The sequence below is a fragment of the Trichocoleus sp. DQ-A2 genome, from assembly GCF_039961915.1.
Lineage (GTDB): Bacteria > Cyanobacteriota > Cyanobacteriia > Cyanobacteriales > FACHB-T130 > FACHB-T130.
Genome location: NZ_JAMPKD010000009.1, coordinates 51,070 through 67,524, shown reverse-complemented (window position 1 = coordinate 67,524; position 16,455 = coordinate 51,070). Strand labels below are relative to the sequence as shown.

15 protein-coding genes and 1 other RNA gene are annotated in these 16,455 nt (G+C 43.2%); 13 read left to right on the top strand and 3 right to left on the bottom strand.

The annotated features are described in order from the left end of the window. Window positions 1-160 precede the first annotated feature (160 nt). From NC997_RS10820 to NC997_RS10780, 9 genes are all read left to right on the top strand, one after another. Window positions 161-2,035 carry an ABC transporter ATP-binding protein gene (locus tag NC997_RS10820; protein ID WP_190524554.1) on the top strand — a complete coding sequence of 625 codons (1,875 nt, stop codon included), beginning with the start codon at window positions 161-163 and terminating at the stop codon, window positions 2,033-2,035. 140 nt (window positions 2,036-2,175) lie between these two features. Further along, on the top strand, window positions 2,176-3,228 hold the full coding sequence (locus NC997_RS10815) for a glycosyltransferase (RefSeq protein ID WP_190524551.1): 1,053 nt from the start codon (window positions 2,176-2,178) through the stop codon (window positions 3,226-3,228). Window positions 3,229-3,627: 399 nt separating this feature from the next. Beyond that, window positions 3,628-4,452 (top strand): DUF6817 domain-containing protein, encoded by an 825-nt coding sequence (locus tag NC997_RS10810; protein ID WP_190524548.1) that lies wholly within the window; start codon window positions 3,628-3,630, stop codon window positions 4,450-4,452. 70 nt (window positions 4,453-4,522) lie between these two features. After that, on the top strand, window positions 4,523-5,554 hold the full coding sequence (locus tag NC997_RS10805) for a glycosyltransferase family 2 protein (RefSeq protein ID WP_190430090.1): 1,032 nt from the start codon (window positions 4,523-4,525) through the stop codon (window positions 5,552-5,554). Window positions 5,555-5,607: 53 nt separating this feature from the next. Beyond that, window positions 5,608-6,546, top strand: a complete 939-nt coding sequence (locus NC997_RS10800; RefSeq protein WP_190524545.1) for a beta-1,6-N-acetylglucosaminyltransferase — start codon at window positions 5,608-5,610, stop codon at window positions 6,544-6,546. Window positions 6,547-6,563: 17 nt separating this feature from the next. Beyond that, the gene (locus tag NC997_RS10795; protein WP_190524542.1) at window positions 6,564-7,586 is read left to right on the top strand and encodes a glycosyltransferase family 2 protein; all 1,023 of its coding nucleotides are present in this window, start codon (window positions 6,564-6,566) and stop codon (window positions 7,584-7,586) included. A 123-nt stretch (window positions 7,587-7,709) separates the two neighbouring features. Further along, window positions 7,710-8,507 carry an FkbM family methyltransferase gene (locus NC997_RS10790; RefSeq protein WP_190524539.1) on the top strand — a complete coding sequence of 266 codons (798 nt, stop codon included), beginning with the start codon at window positions 7,710-7,712 and terminating at the stop codon, window positions 8,505-8,507. Window positions 8,508-9,423: 916 nt separating this feature from the next. Further along, window positions 9,424-10,389, top strand: coding sequence for a beta-1,6-N-acetylglucosaminyltransferase (locus NC997_RS10785; protein ID WP_190524536.1), 966 nt, complete (start codon window positions 9,424-9,426; stop codon window positions 10,387-10,389). A gap of 79 nt (window positions 10,390-10,468) precedes the next feature. Continuing rightward, on the top strand, window positions 10,469-12,787 hold the full coding sequence (locus NC997_RS10780; RefSeq protein WP_190524533.1) for a hypothetical protein: 2,319 nt from the start codon (window positions 10,469-10,471) through the stop codon (window positions 12,785-12,787). 363 nt (window positions 12,788-13,150) lie between these two features. On the opposite strand, the gene NC997_RS10775 is transcribed toward NC997_RS10780, so the two are convergent. Together NC997_RS10775 and NC997_RS10770 are read right to left on the bottom strand one after the other, a co-directional pair. Next, window positions 13,151-13,948 carry a WecB/TagA/CpsF family glycosyltransferase gene (locus NC997_RS10775; protein ID WP_190430085.1) on the bottom strand — a complete coding sequence of 266 codons (798 nt, stop codon included), beginning with the start codon at window positions 13,946-13,948 and terminating at the stop codon, window positions 13,151-13,153. 251 nt (window positions 13,949-14,199) lie between these two features. After that, window positions 14,200-14,763 carry a 2'-5' RNA ligase family protein gene (locus tag NC997_RS10770; protein WP_190430084.1) on the bottom strand — a complete coding sequence of 188 codons (564 nt, stop codon included), beginning with the start codon at window positions 14,761-14,763 and terminating at the stop codon, window positions 14,200-14,202. A 59-nt stretch (window positions 14,764-14,822) separates the two neighbouring features. On the opposite strand from NC997_RS10770, the gene NC997_RS10765 reads away from it, so the two are divergent. From NC997_RS10765 to NC997_RS10755, 3 genes are all read left to right on the top strand, one after another. Continuing rightward, window positions 14,823-15,089: a YciI family protein gene (locus NC997_RS10765; protein ID WP_190524529.1), complete on the top strand. Its 267-nt coding sequence runs from the start codon at window positions 14,823-14,825 to the stop codon at window positions 15,087-15,089. Between the two features lie 62 nt (window positions 15,090-15,151). Further along, window positions 15,152-15,248: signal recognition particle sRNA small type (gene ffs, locus NC997_RS10760), an RNA gene on the top strand. A gap of 110 nt (window positions 15,249-15,358) precedes the next feature. Continuing rightward, window positions 15,359-15,748: a phasin family protein gene (locus NC997_RS10755; protein WP_190435443.1), complete on the top strand. Its 390-nt coding sequence runs from the start codon at window positions 15,359-15,361 to the stop codon at window positions 15,746-15,748. On the opposite strand, the gene NC997_RS10750 is transcribed toward NC997_RS10755, so the two are convergent. Further along, window positions 15,745-15,888, bottom strand: a complete 144-nt coding sequence (locus tag NC997_RS10750; protein WP_190411184.1) for a hypothetical protein — start codon at window positions 15,886-15,888, stop codon at window positions 15,745-15,747. The two genes, NC997_RS10755 and NC997_RS10750, sit on opposite strands and share 4 nt — an antisense overlap. Window positions 15,889-15,977: 89 nt before the next feature. Between NC997_RS10750 and NC997_RS10745 the strand changes: the two genes are divergently transcribed. Further along, on the top strand, window positions 15,978-16,391 hold the full coding sequence (locus tag NC997_RS10745) for a hypothetical protein (RefSeq protein WP_190430081.1): 414 nt from the start codon (window positions 15,978-15,980) through the stop codon (window positions 16,389-16,391). The last annotated feature ends 64 nt before the right edge of the window (window positions 16,392-16,455 follow it).

Here is a 16,455-nt window from a genome sequence, read left to right as displayed (position 1 = left end):
AAAGTAAACAAAGCTAACACTGTGTTTCCTACGAGCAAAATAATTTAAGAGCAAGCGTCGGCACAGTGAAACATCAGGAAAAAACGCTCCGGCAAGAAAATTTAGCCTGGAATTAGCAATCAACGATTGGCTGTTCAAAGGTTCAGTAGCGGTAGACACTATGAGTCGAAGTCAGACACTCGGACGAGAAACAAGGTTGCGTGAGGCTAAAGCAAAATTAAAATTGGGCTTAATGAAGCGAATTGGAAAATTCGATAAACTGACCTCTCTGATTTTGGAGGTGCAGAAGAAAACTCTCTATCTAGGTTTAGTGACAATGATTTTGTCTTCTATTCTAGATAGTGTAGGAATCGGATTGATGATTCCTTTCCTAAAAGTAATTTTGAATGAAGGAGGTGGAACGCTTCTTCCTCAAATGGCTTTAACGGAAGGGTTGAACAGTTGGCTAGCGCAGCAAGGTAAAGGAACGCTCATTAGCTTGTTTGCCTTAGTCCTCATGGGTTCTTTAATTTTAAAAGGGTATTTCTACTACATTTCCCAAGTCTTGACTTCCATTTATCGGGAAGCCGTCATCAAACGCTTGAGGAAACGGCTGTATCAAACCTATTTATATTCGCCCATTGAATTTTTTGATAATGTGCAGATGGGTAAAGTAACCAGCACCTTACATACAGAGGTGATGGAAACAAACAAGCTGTTGACTAACTTCTTTTATGGCTTGACCAACCTGCTGATTTTAATCGCGTATTTGGGAACGTTGGTGATCGTGTCGTGGAAAATGACGGTTCTAACGACATTTTTGATTACAGGCGTTGCTTTATGGCTCAGTTATTTCTTGAAAAAGATTAAGACATCGGGGGGTTTAGTTGTTACTGCTAAACGCACTCTAAACGCGATGGCTTTAGATACGTTAAGCGGTGTTCGCATCGTTAAATCTTATGGTGCGGAGGATTTTGAACTGAACCGCTTCAATAAGATCAGTAGCAATTATATGGAGGCGAACATCGGACTAGCTAAGAAGCTAAACATCATCGACCCGCTGACAGAGTTAGCGACTTTGGCTGCGGCGATGGTGGTTTTAGTCGGTAGCTACACTTTGTTTATCTCCAAGGGTCTGCTCACGACCGCAGAGCTGCTGATATTCATGCTGGTTCTGATTAGAATTGTTCCGGTACTGAAAAAGGTGAATGCCGCGAGGGGTTCTGTCCAAGAGTCTCTGCCAGCGTTAACGAAAGTCACGGAGGCGCTCTCGTTACCAGAGAAATATCCGCTTCCTAATGGAAACCAGAAATTTACAGGGTTGCGCGATCGCATTCTTTTCCAAAATGTAAAATTTGCCTACAGCGGCAGGTCTTACGTCCTCAACGGTTTGGATCTAGAAATTCCTCGTGGCAAAACTGTGGCGCTGGTTGGCGCTTCTGGAGCCGGGAAATCCACTGTGGCATCTCTCGTTACCCGTTTCTACGAAGTGACCGATGGTGTTATCGAGATCGACGGTCAAGATATCCGGAACTACGATGTTGTCTCGCTACGCCAGCACATTGGAGTCGTTAGCCAAGACACCTACATCTTTAATGCCTCACTTCTGGATAACATTGCCTACGGTTTAGAGGGAATGGACAGAGAAAAGGTGATTGAGGCAGCCCGCCTTGCCAATGCCCACGAATTTATCTGTCAGTTGCCCAACCAATACGACACAGTGGTAGGAGATAGAGGCGTTAGGCTTTCCGGAGGACAACGACAACGCATTTCAATTGCTAGGGCAATGCTGCGCGACCCGGAAATCATGATTCTCGATGAAGCCACCAGCGCCTTAGATTCGCAGTCAGAACAGTTAGTGCAAGAAGCACTGGAACGTTTGCGAACAAACCGGACTGTAATTGTGATTGCCCACCGTTTGGCTACTGTCCGGAATGCCGACAAAATTGTGGTAATGGAGAAAGGTCGAATTATCGAACAGGGAGGGCATGACGAGTTGCTTGCCCAGCAGGGAGCTTACTGGTCTTACCACAATCTCCAGTCTTTGCCTGTGTAAAACAGACCTGCCCAAGCGACACCGGGCAACTACACAGTACAGACTTTAAACACAAACAAGTTTTTTCCCTATCTAGCTGAGTTGATGCATAGCAAACAAAACAGCCGATAAATTGTTTAGTCTTTAGCGAGGAGTTCCTGATGTTAGATCCCCAAGTTACGATTGTTGTTTCACCCCGCGAACGTTTCAGCTGCGCCCGCGAGTCGCTGGAAAGCATTTACGAACATACATCAGTCCCATTCAAGTTAGTTTACGTAGATGGGGGTTCACCCGCTCACATTCAGCGTTATTTGCAACAGCAAGCGAGTGAAAAAGGATTTCAAATCATTCGCACCGATCACTACCTCACTCCAAACCGCGCCAGAAACCTCGGTCTGAGTCAGGTTACAACCAAGTATCTCGTCTTTATCGATAACGATGTGATCGTCAGCCCAGACTGGTTGGAAAGCTTAGTTCAGTGCGCTGAAGAGACAAACGCTACCGTAGTGGGTCCCCTGACCTGCCAAGGCACTCCGGTACACGAAATTGTCCATTTTGCCGGTGGAGAAGCCCACATTTGGCTGGAAAAAGTCGGCGAAAACCCCAGACGGCGTCTCCGCGAGAAAATGTACAAGCAAGGTCAGAAAGTAGCGGAGGTGCGACCCAAGCTCAAACGTCAACAAACCGAACTAGCAGAATTCCATTGCGTACTGGTTCGCACTGAAATCTTTGAGAAAGTCGGCTTGCTCGATGAACAAATGTTCAATACTAAAGAACACCTCGATTTCTGCATGACAGTCGTTGAGGCGGGTGGTAGCGTTTACTTTGAGCCTGCGTGTCTTGTCACTTATGTTCCAGGCCCGCCCCTGAAGCCGTCAGATATGCTCTTCTATATGCTGCGTTGGAGCGACGCTTGGGAACTCAATAGCTTGCATCGCTTGCGCGATAAATGGAATTTGGACGAGGACGGGTACTTCAAATATCGCTACAAGCGCTTGGGATGGCGGCGATACGTGACAATCCTGAACCCAATTGGTAGCCGCCTGACTTTAGGTCTTGCTGGGGGCGGGGTGGCAAAAGTGTTGCGTCCTCTAGATAAGGTGTTTAACCGTTATCTCACGAATCGTCAGGCTCGCCTGCAAGCGAAAGGGCTACAACCTCAGATGCCTGCAATACCGGAGAAGAAGCCTACAGTGACGGCATCGTCCCGTTAGGTTGGCGTGTAAGGGTGTAGAACGACGAAACGAAGGTGCCAAAAGAAGGTGCGATCGCTTCGACGATAAATACCCTTACACAGCCAAAACCTAAGTCTTCATCCAGAAAACAAGTGGGGAAAGCGATCGCAATCCACAGACTTTTTTAGTCGTACTCCTACCTTGGAAAAGTGGATGCTATTACTAAACTTGTTCTGTGTTAAGCGATTCCCCGCTTTTTCAGGAACGCTCCTGTTGAAATTGAAATGTTGTTTGGGTTTTCCTTCTTCAGAGAGACGTTTTGCCTAAGCCGTTCAATGATTGTTAATTTTTTTAAATGCACTTGACTTAGACAAAATCAATGGACTTCGCCTAAGCCAAGTGCAACAAAAATGAAGCATTCCAATCAAAAGCAAAATTATGCACTCTTTTGCTCAAACAAACATTCAACTCTTCAACCAGCTACGTGCAGAAGGCTACTCAAGCAACGATATTAACCGCATCCGTGATGCTTATCAGCTGACAATGCAGCTGTTCACAGGTGCTTTTCGAGCCTCAGGTAAGACGTTTATTGCCCATCTAGTCAGCACTGCTAGTATCCTGGTTTCTCTTCATGTACCTGCAAAGATAGTAGCAACAGGTCTGCTTCATGCTACCTATACTCATGGTGACTTTGGAAACGGGAAAAAAGGCATTTCTAATGCCAAACGCGAACAGGTAAAACGTGTTGTTGGCAAAGAGATTGAGGAGTATCTTGCTAGATATGCAACGCTGTCCTGGAATAAAAAGACGATTCCCGCTATTTTTCACCGCATTGATACGCTCGATCCGCTTGATCGCGATATTCTTTTGGTGCGCTTAGCCAATGAGCTAGAGGAATACTTGGATTTTGGCATTGTTTATTGTGGAGATTTCAAACATCAACAATACATTAATTATGACGGTCATCTGATCGTAGAAATGGCAGAAAAGTTAGGTTTTCCTACTTTAGCTACTCAACTAACAGAAGCATTTAAAGAAACTGCCTCCGCTGAAATACCTAGGGAACTTTGTAACACAAACGCTCAAGATGTTTCGTTTCGTCTTGCACCAAAGTCCTACCAGAAGCGGCTGTCACTCACCTTTTATAATTTGTTGATTCATAAACCGCGTCGTTTAGTTTCTGCCATAGCCCGTAAATTTGGTAATTTGCGTCCCAGTACTTCCATGACAAAGGATGTTCCTACTATAAGTCAGTCAGAGTAAGGGGGCAGTTAATCACAAGGAAGTGCTGGCTGTAGCAAATATTAATTTTTCACAATTTTTCAAAATTAAAATGAAAAAAATTTCTGTCATAATTCCGGTTTATGGAGTCGAAAAATATATAGCTGCTACAGTGCAATCAGTTTTAGACCAAACCTATAAACATTTTGAACTTCTAATTATTGATGATGGTTCTCCCGATCGAAGTGTAGAAATTTGTCAGCAATTCCAAGATCCTCGAATTCAAATTATTCGCCAGCAGAATAGCGGAGTTTGCGCCGCTCGAAATACAGGAATTCGCCATGCTCAAGGAGAATATCTGGCTTTTTTAGATGGAGACGATTTGTGGCTGCCAGAAAAGCTGGAAAAACATATTGAGCATCTAGAAAATTCACCAACTGTCGGGCTTAGCTTTAGCCGCTCTGCTTTTATTGACGAAGCGGGGCAGCCATTAGGTATCTATCAAATGCCTAAACTCAAGGATATTGCTCCACCCTTGATCCTCTGCCGTAACCCGATTGGAAATGGCTCAGTTCCGGTGATTCGGCGAGAGGTTTTTGAAGCTATTAAGTTTCAAGATGCTCCTCAGGGTACTGCAAAAGATTGTTATTTCGATGAAAGATTGCGACATTTTGAAGATGTCGAATGCTGGCTTCGCATTTCCTTGAAGACTGATTGGCAAATCGAAGGCATTCCTGAAGCTTTGACGCTGTACCGGGTAAATGCTGGGGGCGCTTCAGCAAATCTGCTTAAGCAGTTAGAAGACTTGGAAAAAGTGCTGGAAAAAACCCGCTCCTATGCTCCAGATTTGATTGCTCAGTATGGAAACCCAGCTAAAGCCTACGAGTTGCGGAAATTAGCCCGCTGGGCAGTCCGGCTGAAAGCTGCTCCAACCGCTGTAGACATGGCTCACCGCGCCTTATCTACCCACTGGCGCATGATTCTTGACGAACCCCGGCGGACACTTTTGACGTTGGGAGCTGCCTATTCGCTGTGGCTACTGCCACGTCCTCTCTACCGCCAGATGGAAAGTTTTGCCTTAAAAATGACAGGAGCCGCCCAAAAACGACGCATTCTTCAAGATCGTTCCCGTCAATTGGCATAATGATAGAACCTTTTTTATAAACACCCGCTCGCCATCAAAATAGGTTACAGAATATGAGGGTTGTCTACCTGATCCAAACCCATACCAATCCGGAGCAAATTTATCGGCTGGTTAAAGTTATTAAAAAGTCCAGTAATGACTCTTATATAGTGATGAGTCATAACTTTAATGCTAGTCAAATAGATGTAGAACTCTTCGAGAGTTTACCGAATGTTAAAGTACTGAGAGCCAAGAAAGTTGGAAGAGGCGATTTCTCAATTACCCAAGCTTATTTGGATGTTGTTGACTGGATTTTAACCCAGAATATTCAATTTGATTGGCTAGCTAATCTCACAGGTCAAGACTATCCGACTCAATCGCTCTCAAAATTTGAGAATTTTCTGGCTGCAACCGAGTACGATGGATTTTTTGATTATTTTAATGTGCTTTCTGATAAGTGTACTTGGGGAGCTAAAGACGGGCGCGATCGCTACTTCTATCAATACTGGTGGTCAGGTATAGAATTAGCCAAGTGGCAAAGAGCCTTATTCAAACCTTTTCGAGTTCTTATTAATAATGTTCAGCCTTTTGTGCGGATTGATTCTTCCTATGGACTCATCATCGGGCAACGGGCCGCTTCAGCTCCATTTAATGACAAATTTGTATGCTATGGAGGCTCTTACTTTAAAACAATTTCTAGACAATGCATTCAATACATTCATGATTTTTGCTCTGCCAATCCTGATTTGGTGAACTACTACAAGAAAGTTCGCCTTCCCGATGAATCTTTTATGCAAACCATCTTATTAAATAGTGGTTTGTTTAATTTTTATCCCCGCAATATGCGCTATATTGATTGGGAGAACAGCCGACACGGTCATCCCCGCATCCTCACATCTGAAGATTTTCCAAATTTAATTAAAGATAAATATTACTTTGCTAGAAAATTTGACATGAACCGGGACAGCAAAGTATTAGATATGCTTGACGAAAGAATTTTTCAAGCAACTTAAAGAAAATGGTACTTTTCATGAAAAAATTTTCGGTTATTATTCCAGCCTACGGAGTAGAAAAGTATATAGGTGCTGCAATTGAATCGGTTCTAGCTCAAACATACAAAAATTTTGAAATTATTGTAGTTGATGACGGCTCTCCCGATAGAACTGTAGAAATTTGCCAGCAGTATATAGACCCTAGAATTAAAATCGTTAGCCAGAAAAATAGAGGACTCGCTGGAGCAAGAAACACCGGAATCCGCCATGCTCATGGCGACTATTTAGCTTTTTTAGATGGCGATGACCTTTGGCTACCGGAAAAATTAGAGAAACATCTCGAACATTTAGATAATTCCTCAACGGTAGGGATTAGTTTTAGTCGCTCTGCTTTTGTTGATGAAACGGGAAATTCCTTGGGTACCTATCTGATGCCCAAGTTCAAGGACATTACACCACCCGATTTACTTCGCGACAATCCAGTCGGAAATGGTTCTGCTCCCGTAGTTCGGCGAGAGGTATTTGAAGCGATTAAATTTCAAGATAATCTTTACGGGACTGTTGAAGATTTTTATTTTGATGATAACTTTCGTCAGGCAGAGGATATAGAATGCTGGCTTCGCATCCTCCTTCAAACCAACTGGCAAATTGAGGGCATTCCTGAAGCGCTGACACTGTATCGGGTAAACGCAGGGGGTCTTTCAGCTAGTTTGCTGAAGCAATTAGAAGCTCTCGAAAGGGTAATTGAAAAAACACGCTCCTACGCTCCAGAATTAATTGCTGAATGGGAAAACCCCACTAAAGCATATCAACTGCGATATTTAGCGAGAAGTGCAGTCCGTTTAAAAGCAGGCTCAATGGCTGTGCAGCTAATGCACCGAGCCTTGGCTGCTCACTGGCGCATCCTTTTGGAGCAGCCCCGCCGCACGCTGATGACCTTAGCAGCTGCCTATTTGCTCTGCTTCTTACCCCATCCTGTTTATTACCAAATAGAGGCTCTTGCTGCCAAAATGACTGGGCTTATTCAAAGACGCCGTATTCTTCAAGATCAGTCTAGCTAATCTTTATAATCAACAACTTTTTTTTAATTCTAATAAAATTAATTTAACTGCTTCAATAAAACCTTGAAGCTACCTTAATTGATGTTAGCATAGTGGCGTTTTAGTGACTGGAGCAGCTAAACCATGAAAATCTTCTTAGAAATAAAAAACTTTTTCAAAGAAACAATCAAGGGTTCATTTCTCGATCCGGTCGTTAGACCATTTTTAGATATCGTAAAGCCTCCGAAACGCAGTGACATTCTTAATAGACAAGACAATGCTTTCACAATTGAAATCATGTCTTGTGTTTTAGCAAAAAACTCAAACTGTATTGATGTTGGTTGTAACACAGGGGATTTACTTAGCCAAATTTTACAGTTTTCACCTCTGGGATTTCATTATGCATTTGAGCCAATACCACGGTTAGCGAGTAGGCTTAGAAAAAAATTTCCAACTGTTGAGGTCAGAGAAACAGCTTTGAGTGATTCGGAGGCAGAAACAATTTTTTGGTATGTAGTGAATGCTCCGGCTGTAAGTAGCTTGGATAAGGAATGCTGTGAAAGCCATATTCCTGATGCACTTATGGAACCAATCACTGTTAAAACTCAGAGACTTGATGATGTACTAGCTCCAGACTTTAAGATTCATTTCATCAAGGTAGATGTAGAAGGCGTAGAATTGCAGGTTTTTAGAGGTGCTATTAGAACATTAAAAACTTATAAACCTTACTTAGTCTTCGAGAGTGGCTTAATTAATTCTCAAGAATGGGTTGATGGCACATTGAAAGATGGGAAATGGCACGACAGCAGAATTTACGATCTGCTTGTCAATGAGTGTGGTCTAAAAATTTTCAAGCTAAAAAATTGGGTAGATGGTTTAGCTCCGCTGAGTCGGGATGAATTTCTAAAATCTTCTGCTTGGAATTTTTTAGCAATGCCTTAGTAACAGAAAAATTTGCCTGAATACTTGTTGAGCTATCTGCAAAGTGGCAATTAGCTAATTTTCTAGTACTTTTTATTATGCTAGTTTTGTGCAGGCAAGATTGGTATTGCTTGTTACTGTTATTTTAATTTTAAAGGAAATATATTAATGTTTTACTTTAGGCGGACAAATCGCATAAGTAAAGTCTATCTTAAGGGGGACGCTTGCACCATAGGCACTGTAACAAGATGTAAAGCGTAAAGCGACTAGGATTGCAAGCGTGGCTTGAGTCCCTTAAAGAGTTCCTTAGACTGGGATTTTAATTATGACCATAGCTGTAAATGTAAAAAATTGGGTGCAACGAAAAGGTCATAGCCTGTCGTGAAGAATCTAATTTTGTACACCATTACTGAATTTGGACATGGTTAAAAGACAGAGATTTTTTTCCTAGGGTACAGAGTTTAGTATCTATGTCTATGTGGGTGAAACAATAAAACAAGGTTCGGTTGAAAACCGGGAACCAAATAAACCCACATTTCGTCTATATACCAGGTTTACTATTTACCATTCTGAACTTAACTATTCTAGAGTGCCTGATTTCCAGTGAAAGCACCTATTTACTGCTGTTTTAACTTTGTCGATGCTATTGCAGTTAAACAGTTTTAGTTAAGTTTTTGAACACAGATTTCTCTGTCAATTTATGACTTTGCTTGCACAAAATCACCAGTATTTATTATGCAGGCATTTCTAGTTTGACAATTGTTGCAAATTTTGTTGTTACCGCATAGAGAGCAGATAATCAGGTTTTTTTTTAATACCTTGACCTGGTTGAATCTAGCTATCTCTACTTATGGTACATCCGAAGTGTTATGCACAACACTTTGGCAGATTGTTGCGTTCACTTTTTCGTGCAGTTGTTTTCTGGAGGTTAAAGATCGTGAAAGTTTTATATCTGATTCAAAGTCATAAAAATCCCGAACAGATTTTTAGACTGGTGCAAACTCTAAAAAAATCAAGTCCCCAATCTCAGATATTGATTAGCCATGACTTTAGGGGTTGTCATTTAGACGTAACGGCCTTTCACGAATTCCCAGGAGTGAATGTAATTAGGGGTACGGGAGGACGAGGAGATTTTTCGATTGTTCAAGGTTATCTGAATGCCATTGACTGGCTTTTTAGCCATAATGTTGAATTTGATTGGCTTGCCAATATTACAGGCCAAGACTATCCGATTCAACCGCTACCAAAAATTGAGAAGTTTCTTGCGGAATCACCGTTTGATGGCTTTTTAGAGTATTTTGATGTACTTTCAGATTTAGAGGAAAATCTTTGGGGAAGCCGGGAAGGTAGCGATCGCTATCTCTATCAGTACTGGCGTTCGGGTCAATATTTACCACTGTGGAAACGCGCTATCGTCAAAATTCCTCGCATGGTCATTAATAATGTCCAGCCTTTGGTGAGAATAAATTCTTCCTATGGGCTGATGCTAGGAGTTCGTACGACTTCATCTCCATTCAATGAAAACTTTAAATGCTATGCAGGGTCTTACTTCAAGACTCTATCGAGGAAGTGTGTCGAATATTTACATCATTTCTGCCAGCATAACCCCGAGCTAATTAATTACTATAAAAAGACTTGTATTCCTGATGAATCTTTTGTCCAAACGGTTTTAGTCAATAGCGGGCAATTTCATTTGTGTAACGACTATAAACGCTATATTGATTGGACTGGGACTCGCCACGGTCATCCTCGTACTCTAAATGCTGAAGATTACTCAGCAATTATAAGAAGGGACGTTCACTTTGCCCGAAAATTCGATATGACGCAGGACAGCAGAATTTTAGATATGCTTGATGCAAGAGTTTTAAAAGAAAGTAGCCCAGTCACCTTAGGCATTAGTTAAGACTTAACCCGTCAAATCTGTATAGTCAGCTATAATTCCTTAGTTGGAAGTAGCTGATTATGGGATTTGAGGCTCAACGATGCTTAATGCAGCTATTAATCATTGGTCAACCATTGAAGCGATCGCTAATGTTACATTTGCAGGGCTGGCAAGCGTCCAACCAGTTCTGACTAGCTTATTAGTCTTCGCCATCGGGATTTGCCTCGCCCATATCGCCTTCAAGCTGATTACTAAATTTAGCGCCCAACCAAGCCTTTCGTTAGCTCGAACGGTTCGCCTTGCTGTCATTGCTCTGTTTGCCACAGTCGCACTTCAGCACATCTGGCTTGCTAGCAACATCCTTAACGGTGCATCAGGACAGGCAGAAGTTGTCACTTCCCGCAATTACCGAACCAATGTGTCTTTGGGGGAGACGAATGTTGCAATAGGCGGAGGGGGCTATGTTACGGGTATTTTTCTGCATCCGCTACAGAAGGATCTCGTCTACATCAAAACTGATGTGGGTGGCTTCTATCGTTGGAATTCAGTAAATAAAAGTTGGGTACCGCTAACTGACCACTTTCCACTAGAGAAGAGCAATTACTACGGCGGAGAAGCCCTAGCCCTCGATCCAAAAGATCCAAATATTGTTTATATTGCCGCAGGCAAATACGTCTGGGATGAGCCTGGAACTATCTTTAAGTCTAACGATCGAGGTACAACCTGGAAAAAGCTGGATTTGGACTTGCCAATGGGCGGCAACCAAGATAGGCGGGAGGTAGGAGAGAGACTCGTCATCAATCCGTTTAATTCCAAAATGATTTTATTTGGTTCGCGGCGCGATGGGCTTTGGAAATCTTCAGATGCTGGCGCGAACTGGACTAAAGTGACTTCTTTTCCCGGAAAGCCGGAAAAAGATATCGGCATCACAGCAATTGTCTTTGACAAAGATAAGCCTGGCTTAGTCTATGCCAATGCCTATGGTGATGGAATTTATAAATCTACTAACACAGGCATTACCTGGAGCAAGATTGACGGAAGCCCAAAAAAAGCGATGCGGCTAGTGACAAGTCGCAATAACACTCTCTACACAACAATTAATGGAAGTCCTGGAGTTAGAAAGTATACAGATGGAGATTGGAAAAACATTACTCCACAAGGCTCCAAAGAGGATTTTAATGGGTTGAGCATTAACCCTGCTAATCCTAAAGATATTCTTGTTGCTACAAAAGAGAGAAAAAATACTAAAATTTACCGCTCATTCGATAGCGGAACTACATGGAAAGAGCAGAAGCGATCGCTTAACAATACCGTTCCTTGGTGGTCTAGCTATATGCTCTCCAATCCTTCTGTCTCTGCGATTGAGTTTGACCCCCACGTTTCTGGAAGAGTTTGGTTTACTGATTGGTACGGAATATGGCGGACAGACAATATTAACAAACAACCCTCTGCCTGGACGAACTATCAAAAAGGACACGAAGAGCTTGTCACCTTCACCTTAACTGCGCCTCCGAGTGGCGCGTTGTTGTTGAGTGGGGTGGCAGATGTAGACGGGTTTTACCACAACAAGGGATTAGACAATTATCCATCTAAAACCTTTAGTGCTAGTGGCCCTTCGTTCCAGGATACCTACAGCATTGCCTACTATGAAAAAGCTCCCCTGCAAATGGTGCGCGTTGGCGGTAATCGCTGGAACAATACTTATTCGGGAGCAACTTCGACAGACGGCGGCTTAACTTGGAAAGAATTTGCTTCATTTCCAAAAGACACGATGCCGATGCGTATAGCGATGTCAGCAACTAATCCAAAGTTATTTGTTGTCACTGTTAGTGGAGATAAAGCTCTCCGCACAGATGATGGAGGCGCTTCGTGGAAAGAAGTTACTGGCTTACCCAAGGGTTCCAAGGGACCTTGGAATTGGTCTTTGCCGCTGGCAGCAGACAAAGTGGATGGTAACACGTTTTATTACTATAAGAATGGCAAATTCTATCAAAGTACCGATGGAGGTTTGTCTTTTAAAGTCGTGAATTCATCACTTCCCGATGAAAGTTGGCACTCACTAAGAACCGTATCTGGAGTTAAAGGTGAAATTTGGCTGAGTCTCGATAAGAAACAACTTTACCATTCGACAGACGGTGGCAAGACCTTCTCTAAGATGAATGCAGTTAAGAGATCCTATTTGTTTTCTTTAGGAAAACCACAGCAGGGAAGCACGATTCCAGCACTGTATGTGTACGGAGAAATTAATAATATGGGCAAAGGAATCTTCCGTTCTCTCGACAGAGGGAAGACATGGAAAAGGATTGGTAATCCGAAAAATCCGATTGGCAATAGCCCGAATGTGATGGAAGCAAGCTTGCAGAAGTTCGGTTTAGTTTTTATTGGTACAAATGGCAGAGGAATTTATTATGGCAATTAGTAATCCAGTAGGAACATCCTCCTAAGGCGGCAAGCAAATACATCTGGTGACGCAGTTGTAGCGAAGGGGTTCGGTATGCGATAGACCCTTACAATCTATTTAGAACCCCAGCCTTGCCCGTTTATCGGAAAGAAAGAGCTTGAGAAAAGGTGGGAGAAATTTCTCAAGTAGTCTAATTCAAATAGTCTAATCGCCTGCCAAGATATGTCATCACAAAAATAGACGTTCCGTGGAACATCCATCATGCAACCATAAATTTTAACAGAAATCCTATAGCTGCTAAGGCTACTTACCCTACGACAAGCAAGCTACAGAATTATAACATTAGGTACTTTACAAACGTCCCTTCAAATAAGAATTTTTTTATTCCCACTTAACTCGTTCTAATTTTACGGATTTCTTCTCTGCCTGAAAAGGCTTTTTATAAAGGTTAAGCTTTTGTTTCAAAATTAACCAGAAGAAAGGCATATCGTCTATTAAATATCTTTTCCATAACCTTTGTGGCTCGGATAAGAGTCTATGTAACCACTCTATTCCTGCGTCGCTCATCCACTGTGGAGACCTTGGTTTATGTCCTGCTTCAAAGTCAAGAGATGCGCCAACAGACAAGAATACTTTGATATTGGGTAATTTATTTTTATACTTCAATATCCACTTTTCTTGTTTAGGGGCACCGACGCCAATGGCTAAGACTGTAGCGCCTGACTTATTAATCCTGTCAATAATTTCTAGGCATTCTTTTTCGCTCTTTTCAAATCCGAAAGACGGCGAATGAGAAGCAACTATAATATTTCTGCCTACTTGGTTATTGATTCGCTCTTGAGCTTTACGAGCCACTCCTTCAGCGGCACCCAGCAAGAAAATCTTAACGCTTTCATTGTCCTTGTGGTGCATATAGAAAGCGGGAAATAAATCTGAACCCGACAGTTTTTCTTTAATCGGCGTTCCTAAAAATTTAGAAGCGTACAATACTATCTGACTGTCACACACTTTATAAGTAGCGATATTGTAAGCTTTGTAGAAATCTCCATCGGTTTGCAGCTTCATCAGGTGGTCTACGTTTGGCGTAAATACGATACCACCTTCCCGATCGAGTTTGGTTAATAGCTCTGCTCTTGACAAGTTGTCAATGGATACATTAAGTACATTAACTTTTTTCATTGACTCCTCTCACTTTAGCAATCTACTCGTGTGGGGACAGCACACTAATAACAACACAATAGTGAGAGTCAAGCTTGCACTACCTCTACCATGAGAGAGGACAAATCTTTATCAACGTTTATTCCCTAGGATAGATTGGAAAATTGAGTGAACAAGATTCGCTATTAGAGTGAGGGTTTTTCTGAGCGAAAGAAAAAAGGTTGCGATCGCGCCACAACCAGCCGCAACCTTGGCTGAAAGGCTTGCCCTGTTTACCTCCGGCGCGCTAAACAAGGGAATTCGGCGCTCACTTCCCATCGTTCCCCTGTATGAATCAGTAGGGTTAGCTGAGCAGCAGTGAACTCAAACTCTAACGATCGGCCCTGAAATTCAGCCCATGCTGCATGAAAGTTTTGCCGTGTCAAGTCTCTAAAGGCAACAGTCATGTGAGGAGCAAAGGGACGCTGCTTGGAAACCGCATCGACAATTCCCAAGTTTGTCTCCATATCGGTCATTAAATCGGCTTGTAACGCTAGCAGTTCCGGCGTCTTAAGAACATTGATGTAAATAACACGGGGTGGAAAAGCTCCAAACCCTTTCAGGGTAATGAAGACAGGTGAACGATGGGAAGCAAACGTTCTCAAGCATTCTTCCAGCACTGGCACTGCCTCTACCTGCCATTCAAACGGCGGTTGCAGCGTGATATGCGGGGGAGATTTCTGGGCACCTTTGCTAGCATAGGTTTGGGCGAAGTGCTGCTGAATCTCTTTGGCGTAGTCTTGAATCTCTTGCGGCGGCAAGAGAGCAATAAAGAAGCGGCGTTTTGTATTGTCCAAGAACTTCCAGCGGTAGTTTACTTGTTAAATAGATATAGCCAGATAAGGGAAGAAAGTGAATGCCCTGGTTTGTAAAGATTGAAGAAGGCATCGTTGATAAACCGATCTTTGATAAATCTGTACCGGCGCACAAAGCTTATGTCCAGGATTTGATTACCAAAGGATATAAGGCGCGTAGCGGCTACTGGCTGGAACGGCGAGGCGGCATGATGCTATTTGAGGCGTCTTCACTGGAGGAGGCGCGCGCAATTGTCTCACTCGATCCGCTGGTGCAAAACGGCTGCGTCAAGTATGAACTTTATGAGTGGCGAGTGGTTGCCGAATAAAAGCGAATCCTTGATTGCCGCCAGAGGTTTCAATTTTCAGTGAATGATGTTATGCTTTAGATGATCTGGACCCATGCGATCGCAACGCCTAAACCTTGTCAGAACCGGAAGGTAGCAGCAACACGGGATGCTTGTGATAGGCGTGGTATCCGGATCACCCGAATCGCCGCCTCGCCCTCGTTTGCCTTGTAATTGGTGGGCAGTTTCTCGATTTCACGCTTATGCTGGAATCAGTAGATACTTGCAGATTAAAGGAGCGACTTATTGCGATGGCTGGTTTTGGAGATATTGTTCAAAAAGCGTTTTACTTAGGGGTTGGCTTAGCTGCCTCTGCGGGTGAGAGAGCTGGGGGAAAGTTAACTGAGTTGCGATCGCAAGCTCAAAAGCTAGCCGATGAAATGGTAGCAAAAGGCGAGATGACAACAGACGAAGCTCGCCGGTTTGTCGATGATATGATGAAACAAGCCCAGCAGGCACCCGTTGAGCCATCTACTAGCAGCACCCAACCCGGTGAGCCGCGGCGGATTGAAATTCTCTCAGAAGATGAAGAGCCAAAGTCGGCAGCAGCTCCAAATGCGGCTCCAAATAATGATGTGGACGCGATGCGCCAACAGGTGCAAGCACTACAGGACGAACTGCGTCGGCTAAAGCGCGATTAGCTTTGCAGTAATGAACGATGAACTGCGAACAGCCGAATCGTTAGCTGCATAGGCAAGAGCGAGTCGCTGCGAAGAGCATCACACGCCTTGCGATCGCGCAAGGCAACGGGTGCTAATCTATAGCATTGCGATCGCATCATGGATTCGCACTATTTAGAATAGAATTGCAGATTAATTGGCGTCATCGCGTCGCCGGTAAAAACTAAGCCTTTTGTGCTGAGTATCCAAAATGGAAGAGTGGCAAAAAGATTTTTTCGAGATGATGGAAGCAGTCGCTGATGAAGTAGAGCAATTCTTCGTTGGCATCACAGAAGTAGTAGACGCTGTTGCCGAAAGCGTGCAAACTACAATTGCAACCGATCTCAATCAGTGTTTGCAGGAATTATTTGAACCGATCGCTGAAATTTATTTAGAATTTGAAGAAATTGTGGGTGAAGGTGAGCAGCCTTTTTCCTATATGGTGGATACTGTTGAACCCACCCCACAAAAAAATCCTGCATGTATGGGTTGTCACCATTACCACGGACAAGCTTATGGTGGAAACCTGTTAGTCTGCGCCATGCATCCCTATGGCTGGGATGATAAAAATTGTCCGGATTGGGAGGGTAGTACAGATCCGTTCAATTCTAGAGATATTTTCTGAACAAAGCAGGTGAAGAAGGCTGAAAAAGCTTGACCTGCATTCATATTCAAGGGTTATTAGTCCT